Genomic DNA, 19,732 nt, shown 5'->3' with positions numbered 1-19,732 from the left:
GGTGGAACAAATGCGGAAAGAGCACCCCCAAAAGGTGAGTCGGGGACGCAAGCCGACGCCGAAGATCTGAATGGAGTGGTGTGAAACCGCGGCCTCAAATGCAGTCCTGCTGCGGCCATCGCTGCAAGGCTTCACATCCGGCCGGCGTCAGGCCATACACTCCTCGATCGAGCCGCTCAAACCAGCCATAAACATTCGCAAGCAGGATCTTCCCTGCATCCGGAATGCTGGACCTGACCTGACGCACACGCATCGGCCCTGACGACAGCGCCAAAGCGCAGCCAAGCGCCTGCTGGCGATACGCGGTCATGATCGGCGCGCGGGTGCTTCCGCCTGCTGTTGGATCGCCGCGTCGTTTCCGGTGTTCACGCATGAGCCGCGACCGCCGTTTCGGATTGGTTCGCGGCATCGGCGATATCGAACCAACGATCATGCTGACCTCGCCGGTATCGGCGATACCGAGCATGCCGATCCCGAGCCTGCGGCAAAGGTCGCGGTAACGCCTGTCGGCCTCGCGGCCTTTACCCCTGGCCGAGACCCGAGCCGCGATCCAGACTTCATCGGCGATAGCCGCGCGATCAACGGCCTGCAAAATGAGTTCCAGATTGAAACTCAGTTTCAGCTCGCAAATCACGACAACCGGCGGATCGCCATCGCTCAAACCGACAAGGTCGCAACCGCCAACTTCGCCCTTGACGGTGTAACCCGCCTTTTCAAGAAAGCCTTTGATGGGCAGATAAAGCGATGTTTCCATGTGCCTGCAGGTTCAAATGAGTATCCGCCCCCAGATACATCGATACCCCCACACAGGACAACCTTCATGGCCGTCGCCACGCGGCTTCGGATCGTCCGCAGCAAGATAGTCGTCGAGCGACCTGATGGGATTGTTATAATCTCACTATTCGGTGAACGCTTCCTCCCGTTTGCGGCTGATGCTCGGCGACAGTACCAGCGCCAGCACCGCAACCGCAAAGATCAACAGCGACAGGCTAAGCGGGCTGCGCAGAAAGATCGTCGGATCGCCCTGGCTGATCAGCATCGCACGGCGCAGATTTTCCTCCAGCATCGGCCCCAAAATGAAGCCGAGCAGCAAAGGCGCCGGTTCGAAACGCATCTTGCTCAATGCAAAACCGACAATGCTGAAACCTGCCATGACGAAGACATCAAAAACGCTGTTGTTGATGCTGTAAGCGCCGATGCAGCAGAAGCCAATGATCGCCGGAAATAAAAGGTGGTAAGGCACGGTCAGCATCCGGACCCAAAGCCCGATCAGCGGCAGGTTCAGAATGACGAGCATGAGATTACCCGACCACATGGAGACGATCATGCCCCAGAACAGGCTCGGCTCCTCGGAGATCACATTCGGGCCGGGCGTGATGCCCTGGATTATCATCGCACCGACCATCAACGCCATGACCGGGTTTCCGGGAATGCCGAGGGTGAGCATGGGAATGAACGATGTTTGCGCGCCGGCATTGTTGGCGGCTTCAGGGGCAGCAACCCCTTCGATCGCACCCTTGCCGAACTCGACCCGGTTGGGAGAAACCCGTTTTTCCACAGCATAGGCGGCGAAGGAGGCCAGCATAGCCCCACCGCCCGGCAGAACACCGAGGAAGGACCCAAGTGCGGTGCCACGCAAAACGGGCGCACAAATTCGCCGGAAATCGTCTTTCGTCAGCATCAGTCCCGTCACACGCTTGACGCCAACCGAACGCTCCTGCTCGTTTTCCAGATTGCGCAGGATTTCACAAATACCGAATATGCCCATGCTGACGGCAACGAAATTCAATCCATCATAGAGTTCGGGAATATCGAAGACATAGCGTGGTGTACCACTTTCGACATCCGTGCCGACAGTGCCAAGCAGCAGGCCGAAGACGATCATGGCGAAGGCCTTGAGCAGCGAACCGCTTGCCAGCGCGACGGAGGCGACAAGCCCCAGAACCATAAGGGAGAAATATTCGGCTGGCCCGAAGTTGAGCGCGACTGCGGCAAGTGGCGGCGCGGCAACCGCAAGCAGGATGGTCGCCACCGTGCCGGCAAAGAAGGAGCCGAGGGCTGCGGTTGCGAGCGCTGCCCCCGCGCGGCCGTTGCGCGCCATCTGGTAACCGTCGATCACGGTGACGACCGAAGAGCTTTCCCCTGGCAGATTGATGAGAATGGCCGTTGTCGAGCCACCATATTGCGCGCCATAAAAGATACCAGCCAGCATGATGAGGGCGGATTCCGGCGGCAAGCCGAAGGTGATCGGCAAGAGCATCGCGATCGTGGCCGTCGGCCCAAGCCCCGGCAACACCCCGATCGCAGTTCCCAGAAGACAGCCGATGAAGCCGTAAAGCAGGTTCATCGGCAGGAAAGCGGTGGATGCGCCGAGCCAGAGGTTAGAGAAGATGTCCATAAGTAATCCAATCCGGTTTCGGGGCTGACTGGCGAGCCCTAGAAAAAGTCACCGATGAAGGGGATCCACGGTCCGAAAGCCTGGAGAGGGAGCGCGAGGAGCTTGGTGAAAAGCAGGGCGGAGCAGCCCGCCAGGAACAGGCCCAACAGGATGGAATGACGCCAGTTGACATAACGACTGGCCGCCGATGCCCCGACAATGAGCAGGAACATCGTGGGTGCAAGGCCAAGCCCCGCCAGCACGAGACCGAAGCCGACGGGAGCGAGGATCACCAGAAAATAGGCCTTCCAGTTCCAGGTTTCGGTCTCACCTTCCTCAGCGCCTACCATCAGCGACTGGATGAGGATGAACGCGCCAAGCGTCATCAAGATCAGGCTGAGCATGGTCGGGAAATAACCGGGGCCCATCTGGAACGAGTTCCCGACCTCCAGATTGCGACCGAACCAGATGAATAACAGGCCGGCAAAAATCATCGTCACGCCGCCGGCGAAGTCGCGACCGTTTTTTATCTTCAGCATGGCACTATACTCGCTGTGGAAATGTGCCGGCCGGAATGACATCGAAGGAAATCATACCGGCCGGCAGCCTGCATCACTGCGGCGGGACGTTCGCGGCCTTGATGACCTCGGCCCACTTCGTCGTTTCCTTGTCGATGAACGCCTGGAATTCGACCGACGTATTGCCGACCGGCGTCACACCCATTGCTTCGAGTTTCGCTTTTATCGCCGGATCCGCGATGATCTCCTGGACTTCCTTGCTGAGCTTTTCGACGATTTCCGGCGGGGTGCCGGGAGGCGCAAACAGGCCATGCCAGGAGGTCGCCTCGAAACCGGGAATGACGCTTGCCATGGTCGGCACGTCGGGCAGCAAGCTGGCTTTTTCCAGGCTGGTGACGGCGAGCGCCTTGACCTTGCCGGCCTTCACCTGCTGGGCAGCGGTCGGAATATTATCGAACATCATGTCCACATGGCCACCAACAACGTCGAGAATGGCCTGGCTGCTGCCTTTGTAAGGCACATGCGTGATCTTGAGATCGGCCTTGGTGGCCAGAAGCTCGCCCGCAAGATGGATGGACGTCCCGACGCCGGAAGAGGCGTAAGTGTGCTTGCCCGGCTCCGCCTTCAGGAAGGCGATCAACTCCTTGACGGAATTCGCCTTTATCTTATCGGGATTGACAACCAGCACGTTCGGCAGGCTTGCAATCAGCGAAATCGGCGCAAATCCCTTTTCCTTGTCATAAGGCAGGGTCTTGTAGAGCGTCTGGTTGATCGCGTTGGAACTGACCGTTCCCATACCGATCGTATAGCCATCAGGCTTTGACCGCGCGAGGTCGCCAAGGCCGATATTGCCGCCGGCACCGGGCTTGTTTTCAACGATGAAACGTTGTCCCAGCCTCTTGTCCAATTCTTCAGCCACAAGGCGGCCGAATGTATCCGTATTGCCGCCTGCGGCAAAAGGAACAATGACGGTCACCGTCTTGGACGGATAGTCTTCGGCAAAACTGGACTGGAGACCGATTGCGGATATTGCGGCTGTGACAGCCGCAAACGTCATGAAACGCTTGAGGTTCATAGTAATTCCTCCACTTTTCTGGCTTCCCGCCAGCACTGCTCACCACCCTTCGAAACCCTCCTCCCGAAGAAATGGAAGCGCTTTCATTTTAGCCCCAAAAATCTCTTCCGCAACCGCAGACGGTGTTTTTTTAATCATTAAGTTTCAACATATTAACTTGAATCACCACAATACTTTAGACGAACATCTTGATTAAGCTCAAAATGAAAGCGTAAATCATTTTGAGGGGAATGAAAAATGGCCGACCACGAGAAAAGCAGTTATATCGCACCAGGCGGGCCGGTCACGCTCGCCGACATTGCAAAGCTCGCGGGCGTTTCGCCGGTCACGGTTTCCCGGGCGATCAATACTCCCGCTCTGGTCAAGCCCCGCACGCTGGAGGTGATTGAGCGGGTGATCGCAAAAACGGGTTATGTGCCTAATCTGTTGGCTGGCGGCCTTGCTTCCCGGCGCACCCGGCTGATCGCTGCGATCGTCCCAACCGTTTCCAGCACGATCTTTGCCGAGACTATCGAGGGGCTTAACGCTGAACTCGTCGCCGCCGGCTATCAACTGCTGCTTGGCCTTTCCGGTTATGACAATGCCCGCGAGCTGGAACTGACACGCGCGATTTTGGCACGCCGTCCCGATGGCATCGTCCTCACCGGCATCACGCATCTTAAAGGGACACGCGCCATGTTGACAGGCGCGGGCCTGCCGATTGTCGAGATATGGGATTCGACCCCCTCACCGCTCGACACTGCGGTCGGCTTCTCGCATGCGGCGGTTGGCGCTCTGGCGGCCGAGCATCTGCTGGTCAAGGGCTACGACCGCTATGCCCAGATCGGTGCCAACGATCCCCGCGCCGTTCAGCGCCGCGACGGTTTCGTCGGTCGCCTCAGAGGGGTCGCGGATGTCGAGTTACCAGCGCTGGAAATGAATTCACCCTCTACCTTTCGGGACGGAAGATTGGCGATGGCGCAGCTTCTGGACAGTGGGCAGGGCACGCTCGGCGTATTCTGTTCATCGGACGTCGTCGCCCACGGCGCCCTAGCGGAAGCAAATGCACGCGGCTGCAGCATACCCGATCAGCTCGCCGTTATCGGTTTCGGCGATTTTGACTTTGCTCCCTACACACACCCGCCATTGACAACGATCCGTATCGATCGCCGTGACATCGGCACCAAGGCAGCGCGCTCCATTCTCAGAAAGATAGAAGGCGACGGGAATGTGGAGGCCATGATCAATATCGATTTCCACATCGTTGCCCGCGGCACCGCCTGACGCAGCGCGCTTACGGCCGCTTGCCAAATTCCGCCGTGGCCCGCGTCCAGTGATCGGCCTGTTCCGAAAGCGTAATGCCAAGACCTGGCCGGCTTGGCACCAGCATGCGGCCATCCCTGATCTCCAGCCGCTCGTTGAAAAGCGGATCGAGCCAGTCGAAATGCTCCACCCAAGGCTCAAGCTCGTAGGCGGCCGCCAGATGGAGGTGGATTTCCATGGCGAAATGGGGCGCAAGCTGCAGCTTCCTGGACTCTGCCAGCGCGCAGATTTTCAGGAATTGCGTGATGCCCCCAACGCGCGGCGCATCGGGCTGGATGAAATCGACGGATTTATTCTCAATCAACGAGATATGCTCCAGAACGCTCGCCAGCATTTCGCCGGTTGCGATCGGTGTATCGAGCGTTGCGGCGAGCGCCGCATGGCCTTCGACATCATAGGCATCGAGCGGCTCTTCGATCCATGTCAGATTATAGGGCTCCATGAGACGGCCGAAACGCATAGCGGTGGGGCGATCCCACTGCTGGTTCGCATCAACCATCATCGCCACCCTGCCGCCGAGGCGCTCATGCACCGCCGCGACGCGTTTGAGATCGACAGCCATATCGGGCTGACCGACCTTGATCTTGATCCCACCTATGCCCGCAGCAATCGAGCGCTCGACATTATCGAGAACTTCCTCAATCGGCGACGACAGGAAGCCACCTGATGTGTTATAGCATTGCACGGAATCGCGGTGGGCGCCGAGCAACTTGGCAAGCGGCAGGCCTGCACGTTTCGCCTTGAGGTCCCACAAGGCCACATCGAAGGCTGCTATCGCCTGGACGGCAAGCCCGCTGCGACCGACCGACGCTCCGGCCCAGCAAAGCTTGTTCCACAGCTTGCCAATGTCGTTCGGGTCTTCGCCGATAAGGACGCTCGCGATCTCCTTGGCGTGTTCATATTGACCCGGACCACCGGCACGCTTGGAATAGCTGAACCCAATGCCGCTATGGCCGTGCTTCGTCTCTATTTCCGCAAAGAGAAAAGCGACTTCGGTCAAAGGCCTCTGCCTGCCGGTCAAAACCTTTGCATCGCTTATCGGCGCCTTCAGCGGCAGGAAGATCGAGGAAAGCTTTATCCAGGCAATGCTGTCTGCGCCGAGGGCCTGTTGCCGGTGGCCGGTTTTTGCTGGCTGCGTATCCATCTTCGCCTCTCTGATTTTCACCCGCCGAGCGGCCCTCGTCTTGACTGATATCGCGGCAATCAATTTAAGTCCAAGTTGTTTTCTGTTGGATATTGATACCAGGATTGAATAGATGCTTGATTTGGGACAGGTCCGTTCATTTGTCGCCATCGCCGCCGAGCTGAATTTCAGCCGCGCGGCCCGGCGTTTGAATATGACCCAGCCTCCACTCAGCCGGCAGATCAAGCTGCTGGAGCAGGAACTCGACGTCACACTCTTCGAGAGAACCAGCCGCAGCGTCGTCCTGACGCCGGCAGGGGTAGCGTTTCTGGCGGAGGCCCGGAAACTGCTTGAACAGGGGGATGCAGCGGTAACCGCGACAAGAAGGGCAGCACGCGGGAGTGCGGGGGCAGTGAAAATCGCCTTTGTCGGCGCCAGCACCTATAGTTTCCTGCCGAGGTTCATCAGTCGGGCGCGTACTGCCGTACCTCAGGTCGAACTCGAACTGGTGCAGATGGAAACGGCCGAGCAGCTTCAAGCGATCAATGCCGGCGATATCGATCTCGGACTTTCCCGCCCGCTTACCGGCAATCATCATCTGGAAAGCCTGTGCGTTGCGCGCGAACCCATGATGCTCGCCATCCCTCGCGCGCATCCGCTTGCCGCAAAACGCCGACCTGCGCTGGATGCGCTCAATGGTGAGCCCTTCATCATGTTTTCCCCGCCTGCACGCTATCTGCACGACAAGCTGACCAGACTGATGGAGCAGAACGGTATTGCCCCCCGCGTCGTTCAAAGCATGACCCATTCTCAGGCCATCCTCTCACTGGTCAGCGCCGGCATCGGCCTGGCGCTAGTTCCGGCCGGCACCCAAAACGCCTGCTTCGATGATGTGATCTTTCGATCCTTGGATTTGCGAGAAGAATGTGTTGCAGAGCTTCACGCCATTTGGAGTCCCCACAACCGCAATCCTTTGCTGCCGGAAGTACGCAACATCGCTACCCTTGAGCATATTACGTTATGACCTTCATCTCCAGCAACAGGTTAAAATACATATCTTTTGAGGTATCGAGCTTGTTTCTCGAAGCCATTTCGCCTTGATATAATCTGAACGGCCGACCTCTGCATTTCGAAAACTCAATGAGGTTCCTGCCGAGCTCGCAGAAACAATTTCAAGGCGCCCCGCATGCCGGTCTTTAGGCACGCCATGGGTCTACGAGAACAACGCCTGTACCTTGGAAATCATGAATGTTGCGTGTGACAACCACTAGTCCATGCACGATCGCTGTCGCAGCAATGAGTGCATCTGCTTCATTGCGGCGATCCGGAATATGCAAGTGAGCACATCGCGTCGCAATTGCTTCATCGATAGAGATCATGCGCTCAGCGAACTCCGGTCGAACTCGGCTATCCATCCAGGTTCGTAAGCGAGAGCCCTGCTCGATGTCACGGCGCTGGATGCTGAGTATCCCGCGCTCAAGCTCTAAAATTGTTATGGCAGAAATATACAGATCACGAGAATCCTTGGCACCTAACCAAGTCGTCACGTTCAGATCAGCCTTACCGTCACCCACTTTACGGAGCTCGGAGACAACGTTTGTGTCGAGCAAGTATTTCAAGAGAGATCAACTTCGCGAGTTGCAATGACCGACCGAGACAGATCGAAATCGATATTCGACAATCCTGGCATTGAAAGCGCATCGACAAGATTGTGACGCTTACCTGTCAGACGCTCAAACTCACGGTACGTCATCAACACATGCGAAGGTCTGCCTCGATCGGTGATGACGACAGGCCCTGCCTCAGCAGCTTTTTTCGCTCTGCCAACATCGTGATTCAGTTCGCGGCTGGTCAAGTTAGTCGTAGCCATAGTCGCCTCCATGTAGGAACGTATCTACATATAACGCTTTCATTTTAATCTCGCAATCCCTTTCTTGCGCCGCGTGGCTGCCAGCCTTTTAAGCTCTTGAAGGGATAAGAACCGCCGGCCCGTAATCCGATTTGGCTAAGCTATTGTAAAATATAGCTATGGCGTAACGTTAGTCTATGTGACCGAACAGTGCGGCCGGCAAATGTCATGCGAATCCAACGTTGTGCGACACTTATTACCGGTACGAGATTACAGGTGTTTTTCATTTCGCGTAAGTCTGTCGCAAATGCTCAAACATTCGCGACATAATTCGCGCCAGCGGGGTTGCCATGCAAATTGCCGGCGGGCAAAAAGATCACGGCCATATTTGCCGGCATGACCCATTTTGAGCGGATGTTGATCCTGGACCGAGCATTATGAATAGAGCCGCCGCGAGAGCCAGAGGCGTCCGCTCTGGACTGCCAAATGCGCTTTCTGCGGCTTATCGGCGTAAGTCAATCTCTTGGGCGAAAACCATGCCCGACGCCGTACCGGCTCAGGTCATCGTTCTTCACTGGATAAGTCGTCAGAGGAAAATGTTGTTGCCGACGTCCATGAACGAGGCGAAGCCAAGATGACCTTCGAGATGAATTTTCACCAGATAATTGCCATCTTGAAGCTGTGCAGGAAACCGCCAGCTCGTTGACGGCAGGGGTGGTCGCGCTGGGCTTGCGGGATTTCGGTAGTCGACGCGCTTTGCCCCGTCAGACGACCAAACTTCGACATGGATATCGATGGGTGCGTAATCCTGGCGAGGGCTGAACTGTGCAACGACGCCATCACGCGCGATCGCGACTTTTTCGACGTAGACGAAACGCTTGTCGAATACGAGCAGGTCATCAGATACCAATACGCGGTCGCGCCACCCGTTGGCGTCAGGTCCGAGCATATGGAGGAGCGTCGATGCCTCTGCATCCGTCCTGCAGTAAATCCACTGCAAGGTTTGAGCCAATGACATCGGTGATGTCACCAAAACCTCTGCACAGCGGTGATCAATGATTGAGCGATCACCTGCGATATCGCCTTCATGATAGACCTTCTGGAAGGGTATCGACGAAAAATAGGCTTCGGTGTCACCCACGGAAGCAGACGCGAGCTGCATGTTCCGGTCGCTGAAGGACACACCATCCCGAAGAAGGACGCTCCGAGCGTCGAAAACGAACATGATCAGGATCGGGGCATGGGCATTCTCGCCGTGGCTGCACTCGCCAGGCTTGCGGATACCCTCGATATGCCATTGCGTCGGAGTTCGCGGCCGGAAGTAGATCCGACCGAACTCGTGTGCATGGTTGCGTGCGTCGATCACGCCAACGCCGGCGACATCCCTCACCCGTGCATTCTGGGCGTCGTTTCTCGACCGGAGATTCCCGTCTCTCAGGATTGCCACCGCATTTTCGATTGGCGCATGATGAAAAAGCCTTGCCGGCCACCGACCACGATAGGGTCGGTAGCTCGCCGCCAGAGTTGCCGACCAGGTGGTGATATGGCTGTCTACAAAAGCACCGCTTAGTGCCATTGCAGCGTCATCTGTTCGGTTAACTGGGCATCGGCAGGGGCCATGCTCGTTGCCGGCTGGGCCAGTTCTAGTGCCAGCTCGGATGCCGCGTCGCCGAAGCGCTGTATTTCAATGAGGCGGACGAATGGTAGCAGAGCGAGGAGCGATATCAGCGCGCTCCCACTTTCGAAGGCCGCCCAGCCGGCCTTCTCTTGAGTGAGAAAGCCCTTCTGGAGGGAAACCCAGATGCCCCAGAGGTCTTCTGCGTCGAACGCCCACTCGACATTGGACGTCGATAGCCGGAGTTCGGTCCCATCATACTCAGCGCTGAGCCGTTCGTGCGAGCTCAGGTCGATGAAATTCGGTCCGGCGAGCTCGATGGCACGCGGAAGCATAGACAGAAATTCGGTGTAGGAGGGTGCAGTATCGATCTGCCCTGCCAGAACAGATGGCACGTGCTCCAGGTGTTCAGGCAAGCCGATCTTCTTATCGAAGTCGTGGATAAAGATCTGGATTTTCAGGGGGGCTAGATAGTGCTCCATCACCGGCTGCACGTTATCCCAATTAAGACCTCCATTGCCGCAACCCAAACGCGGAAACGAGATTTCACGGATTCCGAGCTCGGAGAAGCCACTCACGAACTTCTGAAGGCCCTGCTCGATCCATTCGAGTTTCGACGGGTTGCGCCAATGATCCTTCGTCGGAAAGTTCAGAACCCATTGGGTGGATCCTTTCCAAAGCCACAGCTTTCCCGGCCGAAGGAGCTTTTGCTCGCAGATCCTGCGATATGCCGCATACATCTGCGGCTCGCGGTCCCGGAACTCCTTTGCGATCCCTTTGCCCATGACTCCAACGCAATTCACTGTGTTGACCAGTGTCTGGGCGGACGACTCGAGTAGGCTGGTTCGACGGTAGATCAACATAGTGTTTGCCGCATTCCTTCCAACATAGTCTCGCGAACATAGGTAGAACGAAAACGTGTTGATGTGAAGACCTAGGCGGTAATTGGCGTTGAAATCGAATAGGCGCCCTTCAACAGCTCGAGAGGATGAAACTCCTATTGTCCCTCCCAGCTCAAGTGGGTACCTGCTGATCGGTGACTTAACCTTACATGGATGAGGAGTTTTCACCTGGACGAGGAGGCCATGGAGGTAGGAATTCGCCTAATTCTAACCGACCAAGCACGATGAAGTGGAGGATCGAGCAAGAAGGTGCGATCTCACGATGGTAGCCAGGTCTTCAGCTGAGGGAAATCGCGTACGCTGTTCTCGACAACATGATCGTAGATTTTTCAATCATCGGAGTTATGGATAGCCTACCCGAGGTAATAGTTTTTCCCTGCATGTTTGGCAAAAATGATCACTCCCCGGCCAGCTTGCCATCGGCCTCACACTCTTCTTCCGGCTCACTCGTGATCGCATGCGCTAACTCAGCAATCGCTTCGTGCGTGATGATCGGGTCTGCTAAGGATCGAGAACCCGATTGACTGTACCCTCCAGTCCATTGCTGCCAGGGGCAAGCTTGCGCACCGGCGCCCTGAGACACTTGCCCTTACTATCCGCAGCCCTCGCCACTCGAGCAGGTCTGCGTGGGATATGCAGCTGCCATTCTACAAAAGAGCGCTTGTATTCAAGGAAGAGATTTATACCTTACTCAGGGTACGTGTATCGAGAGCAAATGCTGCATGTCGTTTAAGATTACCGGGCTGGATAAGCTCGAAAAGCAGTTGAAGGATGCCCAGCGGGCATTCCAGGCGCTGGACGGTGAGATTACCACAGTGCACTTCGATCCCAATGAGCCGGCGAGTATTTTTGCTGCCATTAGTCAGATGGAGAACGCCATCGACAACATTGCAGGCGGATATCGCAGCAATCCTTTTGTCCAGAACATGTCTGAACAACTCAAGGAAGCTTACTCAGAGCAGATCCATGAACGAGCCGCCCAGGCACGCACGGAAGCGAATTCAGAGGAATCCATAATGCCGACCGAGAAGGTACCAATCCTCCTTCGACAGATTGAAAATACCATCAACGATCTGAAATGGGCAGAATCCGGTTCGTTTGACCGGCATATCAAAAAGCTGTCTCGCATTCTGCATGACCCCGAGCTTGAACCCGTTTCGGCAGAGCTCACCGAAGGTCTTCACTTAGACGTCTGGCTTGCGGCCGGCGAAGACACACAGGGAGGTATGGTCGGATCCGCAACGCTTAATTGGCCAGAAGAACATGAGCAGGAATTGGGCATGACCATCCTACTGGTCGATAAGTTCGCGTCTGATGAAAACGCCGCGCTGAATTTCGCGCATACCTTCTATTATAATGGCAATAAATATACCGCCAACCTGCAGAACATGACAGCTCAAGTCCTGGTGCCATTCGCCCGAGACTATATCGACTTCGTCAAGCGGTCCCTGAATGTGGAGGAGGCTGTCAAGCTTCCGGTAAAAACCGGGCCGGCCCCCCGCAAGGTTTTCGTGGTTCATGGCCACGAAGACGGGGCCAGAGAAGCGGTCGCAAGGTTTCTTGAAAAACTGGGTTTCGAGGCGATCATTCTGATGGAACAAGCCAACCAAGGCCGCACCATCATCGAGAAGTTTGAAGCCCATGGCGATGTGGGTTTCGCCGTAGTTCTGCTTACACCGGATGACGAGGGTTATGCCAAAGGCAAGCCGCCGCAGCCCCGCGCCAGGCAGAACGTGATTTTTGAACTCGGCTACTTTGTGGGAAGGTTGGGGCGCAGCCGGATCATGGCCCTTATCCAGGGGGAACTGGAGATCCCTTCGGATTTTCAGGGCGTTGTGCACGAACCCTATTCGTCGGGTGGCGCATGGCGACAGGCTCTGAGTCGAGAGTTGAAGGCTGCCGGCTTCGATATCGATTGGAATCTGGTCATGAATCCATAAATCCGGGCCAGCGGTGCTGTTGGATGGGATGAACGACATTCACTAAAGAGCAGCTGGACGCCGTTTTGCCAATAAGACCCAAGCGCGCACGCCGTTTCGCCTGAAGCGGATCTAACGCATCAACATACCTCACGCTGATACGTCTAAGCCATAAGCCTTTTATGGGATCTGAACCTTCGGGCGTCGTTCGGCGGCTTAGTTGGATTACTTTTCCTAATCCGCGCAACTGCTTGCTCTCAAGAGCTGGCGGGGGCGCCAGTGGCGGACCGGGAGCGATGAGAGGTCTTGCTCAGCAACGCGGCCATTCGCACTCATGGCGCAAACGCAGCTGCCGAGCCGTTGTGGACAGTAGATCGATCGGTTGTCGCGATCGCTAAAGGTTAACCTCTTTGCTCGTCGCCACTGTGCTGCCGTTGCTTCGCATCCAACGTTAGATGGCAACTAGATCCGCGAGCTTTGTAGCGATTTCGGCCATGCTGTCTTCCGCCGTGTTGAGCCCGTTGCGCGACGCGAGCATGGGACTTTCCTCGTTTAGTTCAGCGAACGTGGTGCCGTGAATGACTGGAACTAATTTACCCCCATGAAGCAGCACCGAAAGTTCCTTGTCGGCGATGCTACGGCCGTGAATTCGTTTAAGAAAGTTTGGCGTCACCAAAACGATCCCAACTCGTGATTTTGCGAGCCCCCTGTCGATCTCTCGAAGGAATGGTTCACCGAGTGCGATATCTTTCTCGCTGAACCAGACCTTCACTCCGCGTGCCTCAAGCAGATCATGCAATTCCTTTGCAGCCCCCTGCCGATCGTCCCACGCATGACAGAGGAATACGTCCCGAAGGTCAGGCACGGTCGCCTGTCTCTCGATTTGCTCGCGTACGGGTTCCAGTTCCCGCACCTCTGCGGGTGTGTACCACACGGCGGAACTAGCTCGCGCCCACCTAGGTTTCGAGGTTTTGCCCGATACGCCCCCGACTCGGCTCCCGCTACCACTACCAGACGAGGAGTAAGAAGTCGGCGACGAGGGCCAGGAGCCGTAACCACCAAAGCGACTGCGGCCCCATCGACTACTACATGCCGGACAATTCGCTGCGCCGCCCCCTGTGTGGCCTCTTACTGGTGCAGTGCATTTAGCCATTGAAGGCCACTCCTCGGTTGATGTTAGGATTGCAACGCTCGTTTAGGACTAAGAACATGATTGTAGATCCTCGCTGACGTACATGGCCTTCACCATTTCGAAGGTCGATATTTCCCAATCAGCAGGCTCAAGCGAACGAAACTGCGCTTCATAGACAGCAGCCTCAGCCCGCCGCTCAAGGGCAAGCATCGTGTTGGCGAGGGTCGCGAAAACCCACTTTCTATCGGAACGCTCGTGGAAGGATGGATCCGAGACCATCATCGAGAGAATTTCCACGAGTGCCACACGAGTTTTCTTGGCGCTCATGCGATCAAATAGCTGCTCGTCCGGGTCGATTTGTTGCGCAGCTCTCAGATCGAAACACGTGGCGAGATTTTCACCATTGTAATAATCTCGCCTGACTTCAAATCCTCGACCATAAAAGCGCAACGCCTTGTCCAGGTGAACGGGGTTCTCCTGAATAAGCCAGAGCCGTTTGTAAATTGCCCCGGTTATGCCGAGCGTTTCAGGATCGTTTGACGCTTCCGGCTGCAAATGCTCGATGATCTCAAGGGCCCGCTGCAGGGCCTCGACTTCAGTCGGGAGCTTCGTCTTGTAGGTCGCAAGGGCATATTGCTGGCGGAAGGACGCTTCCTCTGGCTTAAGTTCGCAGGCGCGGGCAAAGTTTGCGGCGGCCGCCTGCATGTCGCTACGATCAAACGCATCGCGTCCGGCTCGCAGCACCGCGCTCAGCATTTCATGATTTTCCTCGGCCTCGTCGAGCAGTTCGGCATATTGTTCGTCTGATAGGCGAGGCCGCTGCAGGGTCGGAAGAAATGTATAGACAGGACTGTCCGGCGTTGTTGACGACATCGCCCTAACGATCAGTTCGGCAAGCGCATCGGTCGCGCGGATCGCCTCACGATTACCGATATCTTCGCCAAGATGTTTGTAATGGAAGGTGTTAATATGATTGAGATCGAAATGAAGTTTTCCTTGGTCCTCTTTGATGATCACCGTCGTATTCGGGCGTAGCGCGTGACGGACGCCCAGTTCGTAGACCGCATTTACATTTCCCGTCGAAATATCGGCGACCACGACATCCGCCCTCAGCAGCAAATCGTACATGGAGACGTCGATCACTCCGCTTCCGTTGATATCAACGGCACGGATCGGACGCAGACCTGCCTTTTCTGCAGCTGGCTTGATGATTGCATCGAACGTCGCGTCAAGATCGAGCGTACGTCCGCTTTCATAGTCGGTTTTCTTGCCGAATCCCATGACGACGAAGCAGACGGGGCGATGGTCAATGTCATTTTGAACTGCAGGCATAGCCGCTCCGTACTTTTATCCATACACTCGTTTTACGTGAAATAAGGTATAAATCCAGTCTCGTGCGCTCCGCTTTCCACCGGCTTATTTGTTATACTGCACCCCATCGCGGATTGACCCCGACTCATATTTTATCGGAAGTCGGAGCTTCGGCGACGGGTTGGGTGCGGATGAGGAAATACGAATGCATATTGCGGGTGGACTTTATCGCGAACTTTGCCTTCACCCGCACTGGGATGCTCTTCTCGGTTCGGGCGGGCGAGCTGCCCGCGCCCTTTCCCGATTATCGCCTGGCACCATCTTCAGCTGCTACTTCGAGCGCCCACACGATTTCGACACCGTCCTTTCTGCATTAGGGGTGAGTGGCTCGTGCGCCTTTCGTCCCGATCCGATTGCATTCGCTTATTTTCATCCGCTGTCGCGTCCGCACTTGCAGCCGGCGCGATCGGAGTTGCGAAAAATGCCTCCCCTGAAAATCGAGGGAAGGGCGGCTCTCCGGTTCGGCTTTCTCGAGGGCGATGCTATCGTGAATGCAGAAAAGGCTGTCTACGATCCCCAAACCACCGGCGAATTTCCTCCCTTTTTCAGCAACGGTTCGACTGCGAAACAACTGGCTCTCGTCTTGAATGAACAGGAGCTCCTGAGTGTTGCGAGGATTGACGACGTCGAGGTGGCCGCAGCTTCGATTCTTGAAAGTCATAGGGCAAGTTGCATCGTCGTCAAACGGGGTATCAAGGGTGTTGCCGTCTTCGAGCCGGGTTCCGCATCGCGTTTCATTCCGGCATTTCGGAGCACGCGTGTTTTCAAGATAGGTACAGGGGATGTCTTCAGCGCGGCCTTCGCCTATTACTGGGCGGAGCTTGGACACGATCCCTTCAACGCATCGCTTTCAGCATCGAAGCAGGTAGCCCGCTACTGCGACAATCCGCTTGTACCCCTTGCTCCGCTTGCGTCAAGTGCGCACGACGTCCGAGACGAGCGGCATCCGGTCTGCGAGCCTCGGACAGTCCTTCTGCTCGGCGCGATCAAGACTCTGGGACAACGCTATTCGATTGAGGAAGCGAGATATAGTCTGGTTGATCTCGGTCTCACTGTTATCTGCCCGGCGCTGGAAAATGTTGAACTGTCAAACGTTCAGGTTTCGACTGTCCTCCTGTTGGCCGACGGTATCGACGCTGACATGCTTTCAGTCGCACAGCGGCTGGTTGATAAGGGCGCCAGATGCGTGGCTCTCGCAGAAATGCCGCACTCCCTCGGCCAGCTTCGCTTTCTGACTAATTGTGAAACGACTGACGACTTCTCGACAGCGTTATACCTGGCTGGCTGGAACAATTGAACAGGTGGTAACATCAATTCAATACAACCCCTATTGCGTATCCATCCCGTTGTTACTACACCGTAAATGGGCCAGTTGCGATTCGGAGGGGGCGTGGCTGATATTTATTTGATCTATGCCAGAGAAGATCAGGCGCAAGTAAAAAAGCTATTCGAATTTCTTTCAATAACCTGGAGCGTGTGGTGGGATCAGATGATCCAACAACGCTTCGCTGCCGAGATTGAGGACGAGATCACGAGGGCGGGATGTGTGCTGGTCTTCTGGTCGAAGTTCTCGCGCCTGAAAGATACGGTCACTGACGAGGTTCGCTTGGCGCAGAAAGCGAACAGGCCGATCGTTTGCGTCACGCTGGACGGAAGCGAGGCTGCCTATGGGTTCGGCGGCTATTCGAACAGCGATCTCTCGGCATGGGATGAACGCCCCGATCACAGCGATCTCAGGATACTTGCCAACAGGATCAACACGATCGTTCCTGTTCGCGTAAAACCGCAGCGGCCAATCGCACTGCAACGGCGTCTGCCCCTCCCCACACTCTTTCTCTCAACCTCCTCCTTCGAGACCCGACTGAAGCCTAGCGAGGCGGTCAAGGCGCTGAATCTTGCCCGCTATCCCTCGTTGCTTGTTTCCGCATGGGATCTTGTCGACAGGCGAAAGCCCACCGCACTCAAATCAGCTCTGACGGAGTACCGTGAAAACGGCGGTTTCGTCCTTGTCGATTCCGGCAACTATGAGTCTTCACGTTTGACGAACAAGCGATGGAAACCGGTCGATCTAGTCGGTGCCCTGTCGGGCGCCTCCTACGACCGGATCTTCTGCTTCGATGATATGAAACCCGGCAGAAACCCTGCAAAGGCGGCCGCCTCTATCCTCTCCGCTGTTGAACGGGACCAGAAAGCGACCAAAGCCGAGGTTCTGCCGATCGTGCATGCTGCGAAGCGGAAAAACGGCGGTCACGATATCGACATGCTGATCGAGACTGTCTTTGCCGTTGCCCGGGAGCTGCAGCCAGAACTGATTGGCGTTGCCGAACGCGAGCTCGGCGCAGGGCTGTTTCAACGCTGCCGGACGATGATGTCGATCCGGGCAAAGCTGAGCGAGCTTCCCTTCTATCAACCCATCCATCTCCTCGGAACCGGCAATCCATGGAGTATCGCGGTCCTGACTGCAGCTGGCGCCGACACCTTTGACGGGCTCGAGTGGTGCCGGGTCGTCGCCGATATCGAAAACGACCGGCTCTATCATTTTCAGCACTATGATTTCTTCACCTATCAGACAGGCGTCGCCGATTCCGACGTTGCCCGTTCGGCGTTTGTTGACGACAAGGTCGATTTCGCGGGGAAAGCTGCGTTTCACAATATTGATTATTATACGAACTTCATGAAAGACCTTCGAGAGGCTGTCACAGACGACCGCCTCGAGGCCTTCGTCGCTGAACGGATCGGCAAGGCGCCGATACAACAGTTGAAGCGAGAGGTGGAAGGATTGTTCAAATGAGAGCTTTCTCGGCTGGGAGGATCACAGACGCCGTCTGCGCCATTTGTCCGGATATCGAAGAGCGGATCTCAAATAGTGCGGCCGAGCGGAATGAGAGACGCCTGTGGTGGGAGCTTTCCGCCTGTGTGCTCAGCAGCCAGGTTCCCTATCCGCTGGCATGCGAGGCTGCCTCGGCGATCGATACAGCTGGCCACCTTTTTGAGCCAGACTGCTTGCCCGACCTTTCCGACCGGCTGAGCGAGATATTACGGCGGCCGCTGACTGCGACCGGGCGAAGCTATCGCTTTCCGGGCGCGCGAGCGCGGCAGCTGGCGGCGACCAAGGAACGTGTCACTGACCGGTTCGGCACACTTAGCGCCCTGCTAACCAAGCTCGATGCTCCGGTTGCCACCCGCAACTGGCTCGTCAACTGCGCGCCAGGGCTCGGCCCGAAGCAGGCGAGCATGTTCCTCCGCAACAGCGGCTTCAGCTATGATCTAGCAATCCTGGACAGGCATGTCCTGAACTACATGGAACTCACTGGTCTGCGGGACGAAAACTCCAAGCCGATTGCAACAATGCGAGAGTACTGGCTCGGCGAGGAGAGTATGCGCGGCCATGCGCGCCAACTCGGCTTTCCCGTCGGCATTCTCGATTGGGCGATCTGGATCGTAATGCGGGTCGCGAGAACGGAAGAAGGGGCAAGAGCATGAGCATCGTTACACTCGTCTCGGGAGGGCTCGATTCGACCCTCGTTGCGAAACTCGCCCAGGAGGAAGGTCTTTCGATCCACCCGCTCTTCATCGACTATGGCCAACGGTCACGAGACCGCGAGCTCGCCGCCTGCCGAGGCATCATGAAGAGGCTCGGACTTCCCGAGCCGAAAGTCGCCGATCTGTCAGGGTATGGGGCATTGATCCGCTCGGGCTTGACCGACCGATCGCTGCACATCGTTGATGACGCCTTTACACCAGGCCGGAACATGCTGTTTCTGCTGACGGCTGCAGCCTACGCCTTTCAGAGGAATGCGGATGCGGTATCGATTGGGCTGCTTCACGAGGAAACCAGCCTCTTCCCCGACCAAACCTCCGCTTTTCTGCGGGACGCCGAGCAGATGATCGCGCGCTGCCTAGGCCGTTCGATCCGGGTGCTTGCTCCCCTTTCGCAATTTCACAAGATCGATGTCGTCGAGCTTGCACGCCAGAAAGGCATCGTCGGCACCTATTCCTGCCACGAGGGTGGTGACGAGGCATGCGGCGAATGCATTGCTTGCAATGAATTCAAGTTCGAGAGGGCATAGAGATGGGCGGTGGTGGTGGTGGTGATGGTAACTGGAACAGGCTGGGGGACGTGCGCTCCCTCGAAGAAAAGGCAAAGGCGGCGCTGGCAGGCGGAAAGCGTAACGTGTTCATCAGCTTTGCGACCGAAGACATGGCCGAGGTGAACTTACTGCGCGGCCAGGCCAAGAATGAGAACAGCGACATCGAATTCAACGACCATTCTGTTCGCGAACCCTACGACAGCGAGCGGGCTGACTATATCAAAAGCAAGATAACCGAGCGGATTAATCGCTGCTCTGTGACTGTGGTCTATGTTTCAGAAAGTACCGCGCAAAGCCGCTGGGTCCAATGGGAGGTCGAAAAGAGCCTATCGCTTGGTAAGAGGGTAGTCGCGACGCATGCAGGTGCGAGCCCGGCGAGCCCGGTACCGAAGTGGCTATCTCGGCCGGAGATCAAGGTGGTACCGTGGAGCAAGCTCTCTGGCGAGCTGAAGTAACCG

19 protein-coding genes are annotated in these 19,732 nt (G+C 56.5%); 8 read left to right on the top strand and 11 right to left on the bottom strand.

Features of this window, described 5'->3' with window-relative positions; genetic code table 11:
- Positions 1–94: 94 nt before the first annotated feature.
- The 4 genes from CFBP4996_RS26800 to CFBP4996_RS26785 all read right to left on the bottom strand — a co-directional run bounded on the left by CFBP4996_RS26800 (position 95) and on the right by CFBP4996_RS26785 (position 3,970).
- On the bottom strand, positions 95–754 hold the full coding sequence (locus tag CFBP4996_RS26800) for a DUF2161 domain-containing phosphodiesterase (protein WP_078053800.1): 660 nt from the start codon (positions 752–754) through the stop codon (positions 95–97).
- A gap of 144 nt (positions 755–898) precedes the next feature.
- Positions 899–2,398, bottom strand: coding sequence for a tripartite tricarboxylate transporter permease (locus tag CFBP4996_RS26795; protein ID WP_080855004.1), 1,500 nt, complete (start codon positions 2,396–2,398; stop codon positions 899–901).
- 38 nt (positions 2,399–2,436) lie between these two features.
- Positions 2,437–2,916 carry a tripartite tricarboxylate transporter TctB family protein gene (locus CFBP4996_RS26790; protein WP_080855003.1) on the bottom strand — a complete coding sequence of 160 codons (480 nt, stop codon included), beginning with the start codon at positions 2,914–2,916 and terminating at the stop codon, positions 2,437–2,439.
- A 73-nt stretch (positions 2,917–2,989) separates the two neighbouring features.
- Positions 2,990–3,970 (bottom strand): Bug family tripartite tricarboxylate transporter substrate binding protein, encoded by a 981-nt coding sequence (locus tag CFBP4996_RS26785; RefSeq protein ID WP_080821248.1) that lies wholly within the window; start codon positions 3,968–3,970, stop codon positions 2,990–2,992.
- A 237-nt stretch (positions 3,971–4,207) separates the two neighbouring features.
- Here CFBP4996_RS26785 and CFBP4996_RS26780 point away from each other — a divergent pair, with 237 nt between their 5' ends.
- Positions 4,208–5,233 carry a LacI family DNA-binding transcriptional regulator gene (locus tag CFBP4996_RS26780; protein WP_080821247.1) on the top strand — a complete coding sequence of 342 codons (1,026 nt, stop codon included), beginning with the start codon at positions 4,208–4,210 and terminating at the stop codon, positions 5,231–5,233.
- Between the two features lie 10 nt (positions 5,234–5,243).
- Here CFBP4996_RS26780 and CFBP4996_RS26775 read toward each other — a convergent pair whose 3' ends face one another.
- Positions 5,244–6,416, bottom strand: coding sequence for an L-talarate/galactarate dehydratase (locus CFBP4996_RS26775; RefSeq protein WP_078053805.1), 1,173 nt, complete (start codon positions 6,414–6,416; stop codon positions 5,244–5,246).
- A 112-nt stretch (positions 6,417–6,528) separates the two neighbouring features.
- Between CFBP4996_RS26775 and CFBP4996_RS26770 the strand changes: the two genes are divergently transcribed.
- Positions 6,529–7,419, top strand: coding sequence for a LysR family transcriptional regulator (locus tag CFBP4996_RS26770; protein WP_080855002.1), 891 nt, complete (start codon positions 6,529–6,531; stop codon positions 7,417–7,419).
- Positions 7,420–7,591: 172 nt separating this feature from the next.
- Here the strand turns inward: CFBP4996_RS26770 and CFBP4996_RS26765 are convergent, their stop codons facing one another.
- The 4 genes from CFBP4996_RS26765 to CFBP4996_RS26750 form a co-directional block, all read right to left on the bottom strand.
- Complete coding sequence (locus CFBP4996_RS26765; RefSeq protein ID WP_078053807.1) at positions 7,592–8,014, bottom strand: type II toxin-antitoxin system VapC family toxin; 423 nt, start codon at positions 8,012–8,014, stop codon at positions 7,592–7,594.
- The gene (locus tag CFBP4996_RS26760) at positions 8,011–8,265 is read right to left on the bottom strand and encodes a type II toxin-antitoxin system Phd/YefM family antitoxin (protein ID WP_078053837.1); all 255 of its coding nucleotides are present in this window, start codon (positions 8,263–8,265) and stop codon (positions 8,011–8,013) included. Before CFBP4996_RS26760 ends, CFBP4996_RS26765 begins: the two co-directional genes overlap by 4 nt.
- Before the next feature lie 565 nt (positions 8,266–8,830).
- Positions 8,831–9,820 carry a DarT ssDNA thymidine ADP-ribosyltransferase family protein gene (locus CFBP4996_RS26755; protein ID WP_080855001.1) on the bottom strand — a complete coding sequence of 330 codons (990 nt, stop codon included), beginning with the start codon at positions 9,818–9,820 and terminating at the stop codon, positions 8,831–8,833.
- A complete protein-coding gene (locus tag CFBP4996_RS26750) occupies positions 9,811–10,644 on the bottom strand; it encodes a macro domain-containing protein (protein ID WP_233283484.1) in 834 nt (277 codons plus the stop codon). The genes CFBP4996_RS26755 and CFBP4996_RS26750 overlap by 10 nt, the downstream gene beginning before the upstream one ends.
- An 839-nt stretch (positions 10,645–11,483) precedes the next feature.
- Between CFBP4996_RS26750 and CFBP4996_RS26745 the strand changes: the two genes are divergently transcribed.
- On the top strand, positions 11,484–12,701 hold the full coding sequence (locus CFBP4996_RS26745) for a YuaX family protein (protein ID WP_233283483.1): 1,218 nt from the start codon (positions 11,484–11,486) through the stop codon (positions 12,699–12,701).
- Positions 12,702–13,131: 430 nt separating this feature from the next.
- Here the strand turns inward: CFBP4996_RS26745 and CFBP4996_RS26740 are convergent, their stop codons facing one another.
- Positions 13,132–13,614 (bottom strand): toll/interleukin-1 receptor domain-containing protein, encoded by a 483-nt coding sequence (locus CFBP4996_RS26740; protein ID WP_341715520.1) that lies wholly within the window; start codon positions 13,612–13,614, stop codon positions 13,132–13,134.
- Positions 13,615–13,881: 267 nt separating this feature from the next.
- Complete coding sequence (locus CFBP4996_RS26735) at positions 13,882–15,144, bottom strand: TRAFs-binding domain-containing protein (RefSeq protein WP_080854998.1); 1,263 nt, start codon at positions 15,142–15,144, stop codon at positions 13,882–13,884.
- A 184-nt stretch (positions 15,145–15,328) separates the two neighbouring features.
- Between CFBP4996_RS26735 and CFBP4996_RS26730 the strand changes: the two genes are divergently transcribed.
- The 5 genes from CFBP4996_RS26730 to CFBP4996_RS26710 all read left to right on the top strand — a co-directional run bounded on the left by CFBP4996_RS26730 (position 15,329) and on the right by CFBP4996_RS26710 (position 19,729).
- The gene (locus tag CFBP4996_RS26730; RefSeq protein ID WP_080854997.1) at positions 15,329–16,480 is read left to right on the top strand and encodes a PfkB family carbohydrate kinase; all 1,152 of its coding nucleotides are present in this window, start codon (positions 15,329–15,331) and stop codon (positions 16,478–16,480) included.
- Positions 16,481–16,573: 93 nt separating this feature from the next.
- Positions 16,574–17,974, top strand: a complete 1,401-nt coding sequence (locus CFBP4996_RS26725; protein WP_162936140.1) for a TIR domain-containing protein — start codon at positions 16,574–16,576, stop codon at positions 17,972–17,974.
- The gene (locus CFBP4996_RS26720; protein WP_080854995.1) at positions 17,971–18,666 is read left to right on the top strand and encodes an 8-oxoguanine DNA glycosylase; all 696 of its coding nucleotides are present in this window, start codon (positions 17,971–17,973) and stop codon (positions 18,664–18,666) included. Before CFBP4996_RS26725 ends, CFBP4996_RS26720 begins: the two co-directional genes overlap by 4 nt.
- The gene (locus tag CFBP4996_RS26715; protein WP_080854994.1) at positions 18,663–19,253 is read left to right on the top strand and encodes a 7-cyano-7-deazaguanine synthase; all 591 of its coding nucleotides are present in this window, start codon (positions 18,663–18,665) and stop codon (positions 19,251–19,253) included. The genes CFBP4996_RS26720 and CFBP4996_RS26715 overlap by 4 nt, the downstream gene beginning before the upstream one ends.
- 2 nt (positions 19,254–19,255) lie before the next feature.
- Positions 19,256–19,729, top strand: a complete 474-nt coding sequence (locus CFBP4996_RS26710; RefSeq protein WP_080854993.1) for a TIR domain-containing protein — start codon at positions 19,256–19,258, stop codon at positions 19,727–19,729.
- The last annotated feature ends 3 nt before the right edge of the window (positions 19,730–19,732 follow it).

It is taken from the genome of Agrobacterium leguminum, from assembly GCF_005144435.2.
Lineage (GTDB): Bacteria > Pseudomonadota > Alphaproteobacteria > Rhizobiales > Rhizobiaceae > Agrobacterium > Agrobacterium leguminum.
This window is presented reverse-complemented; position numbering and strand designations above follow the sequence as displayed.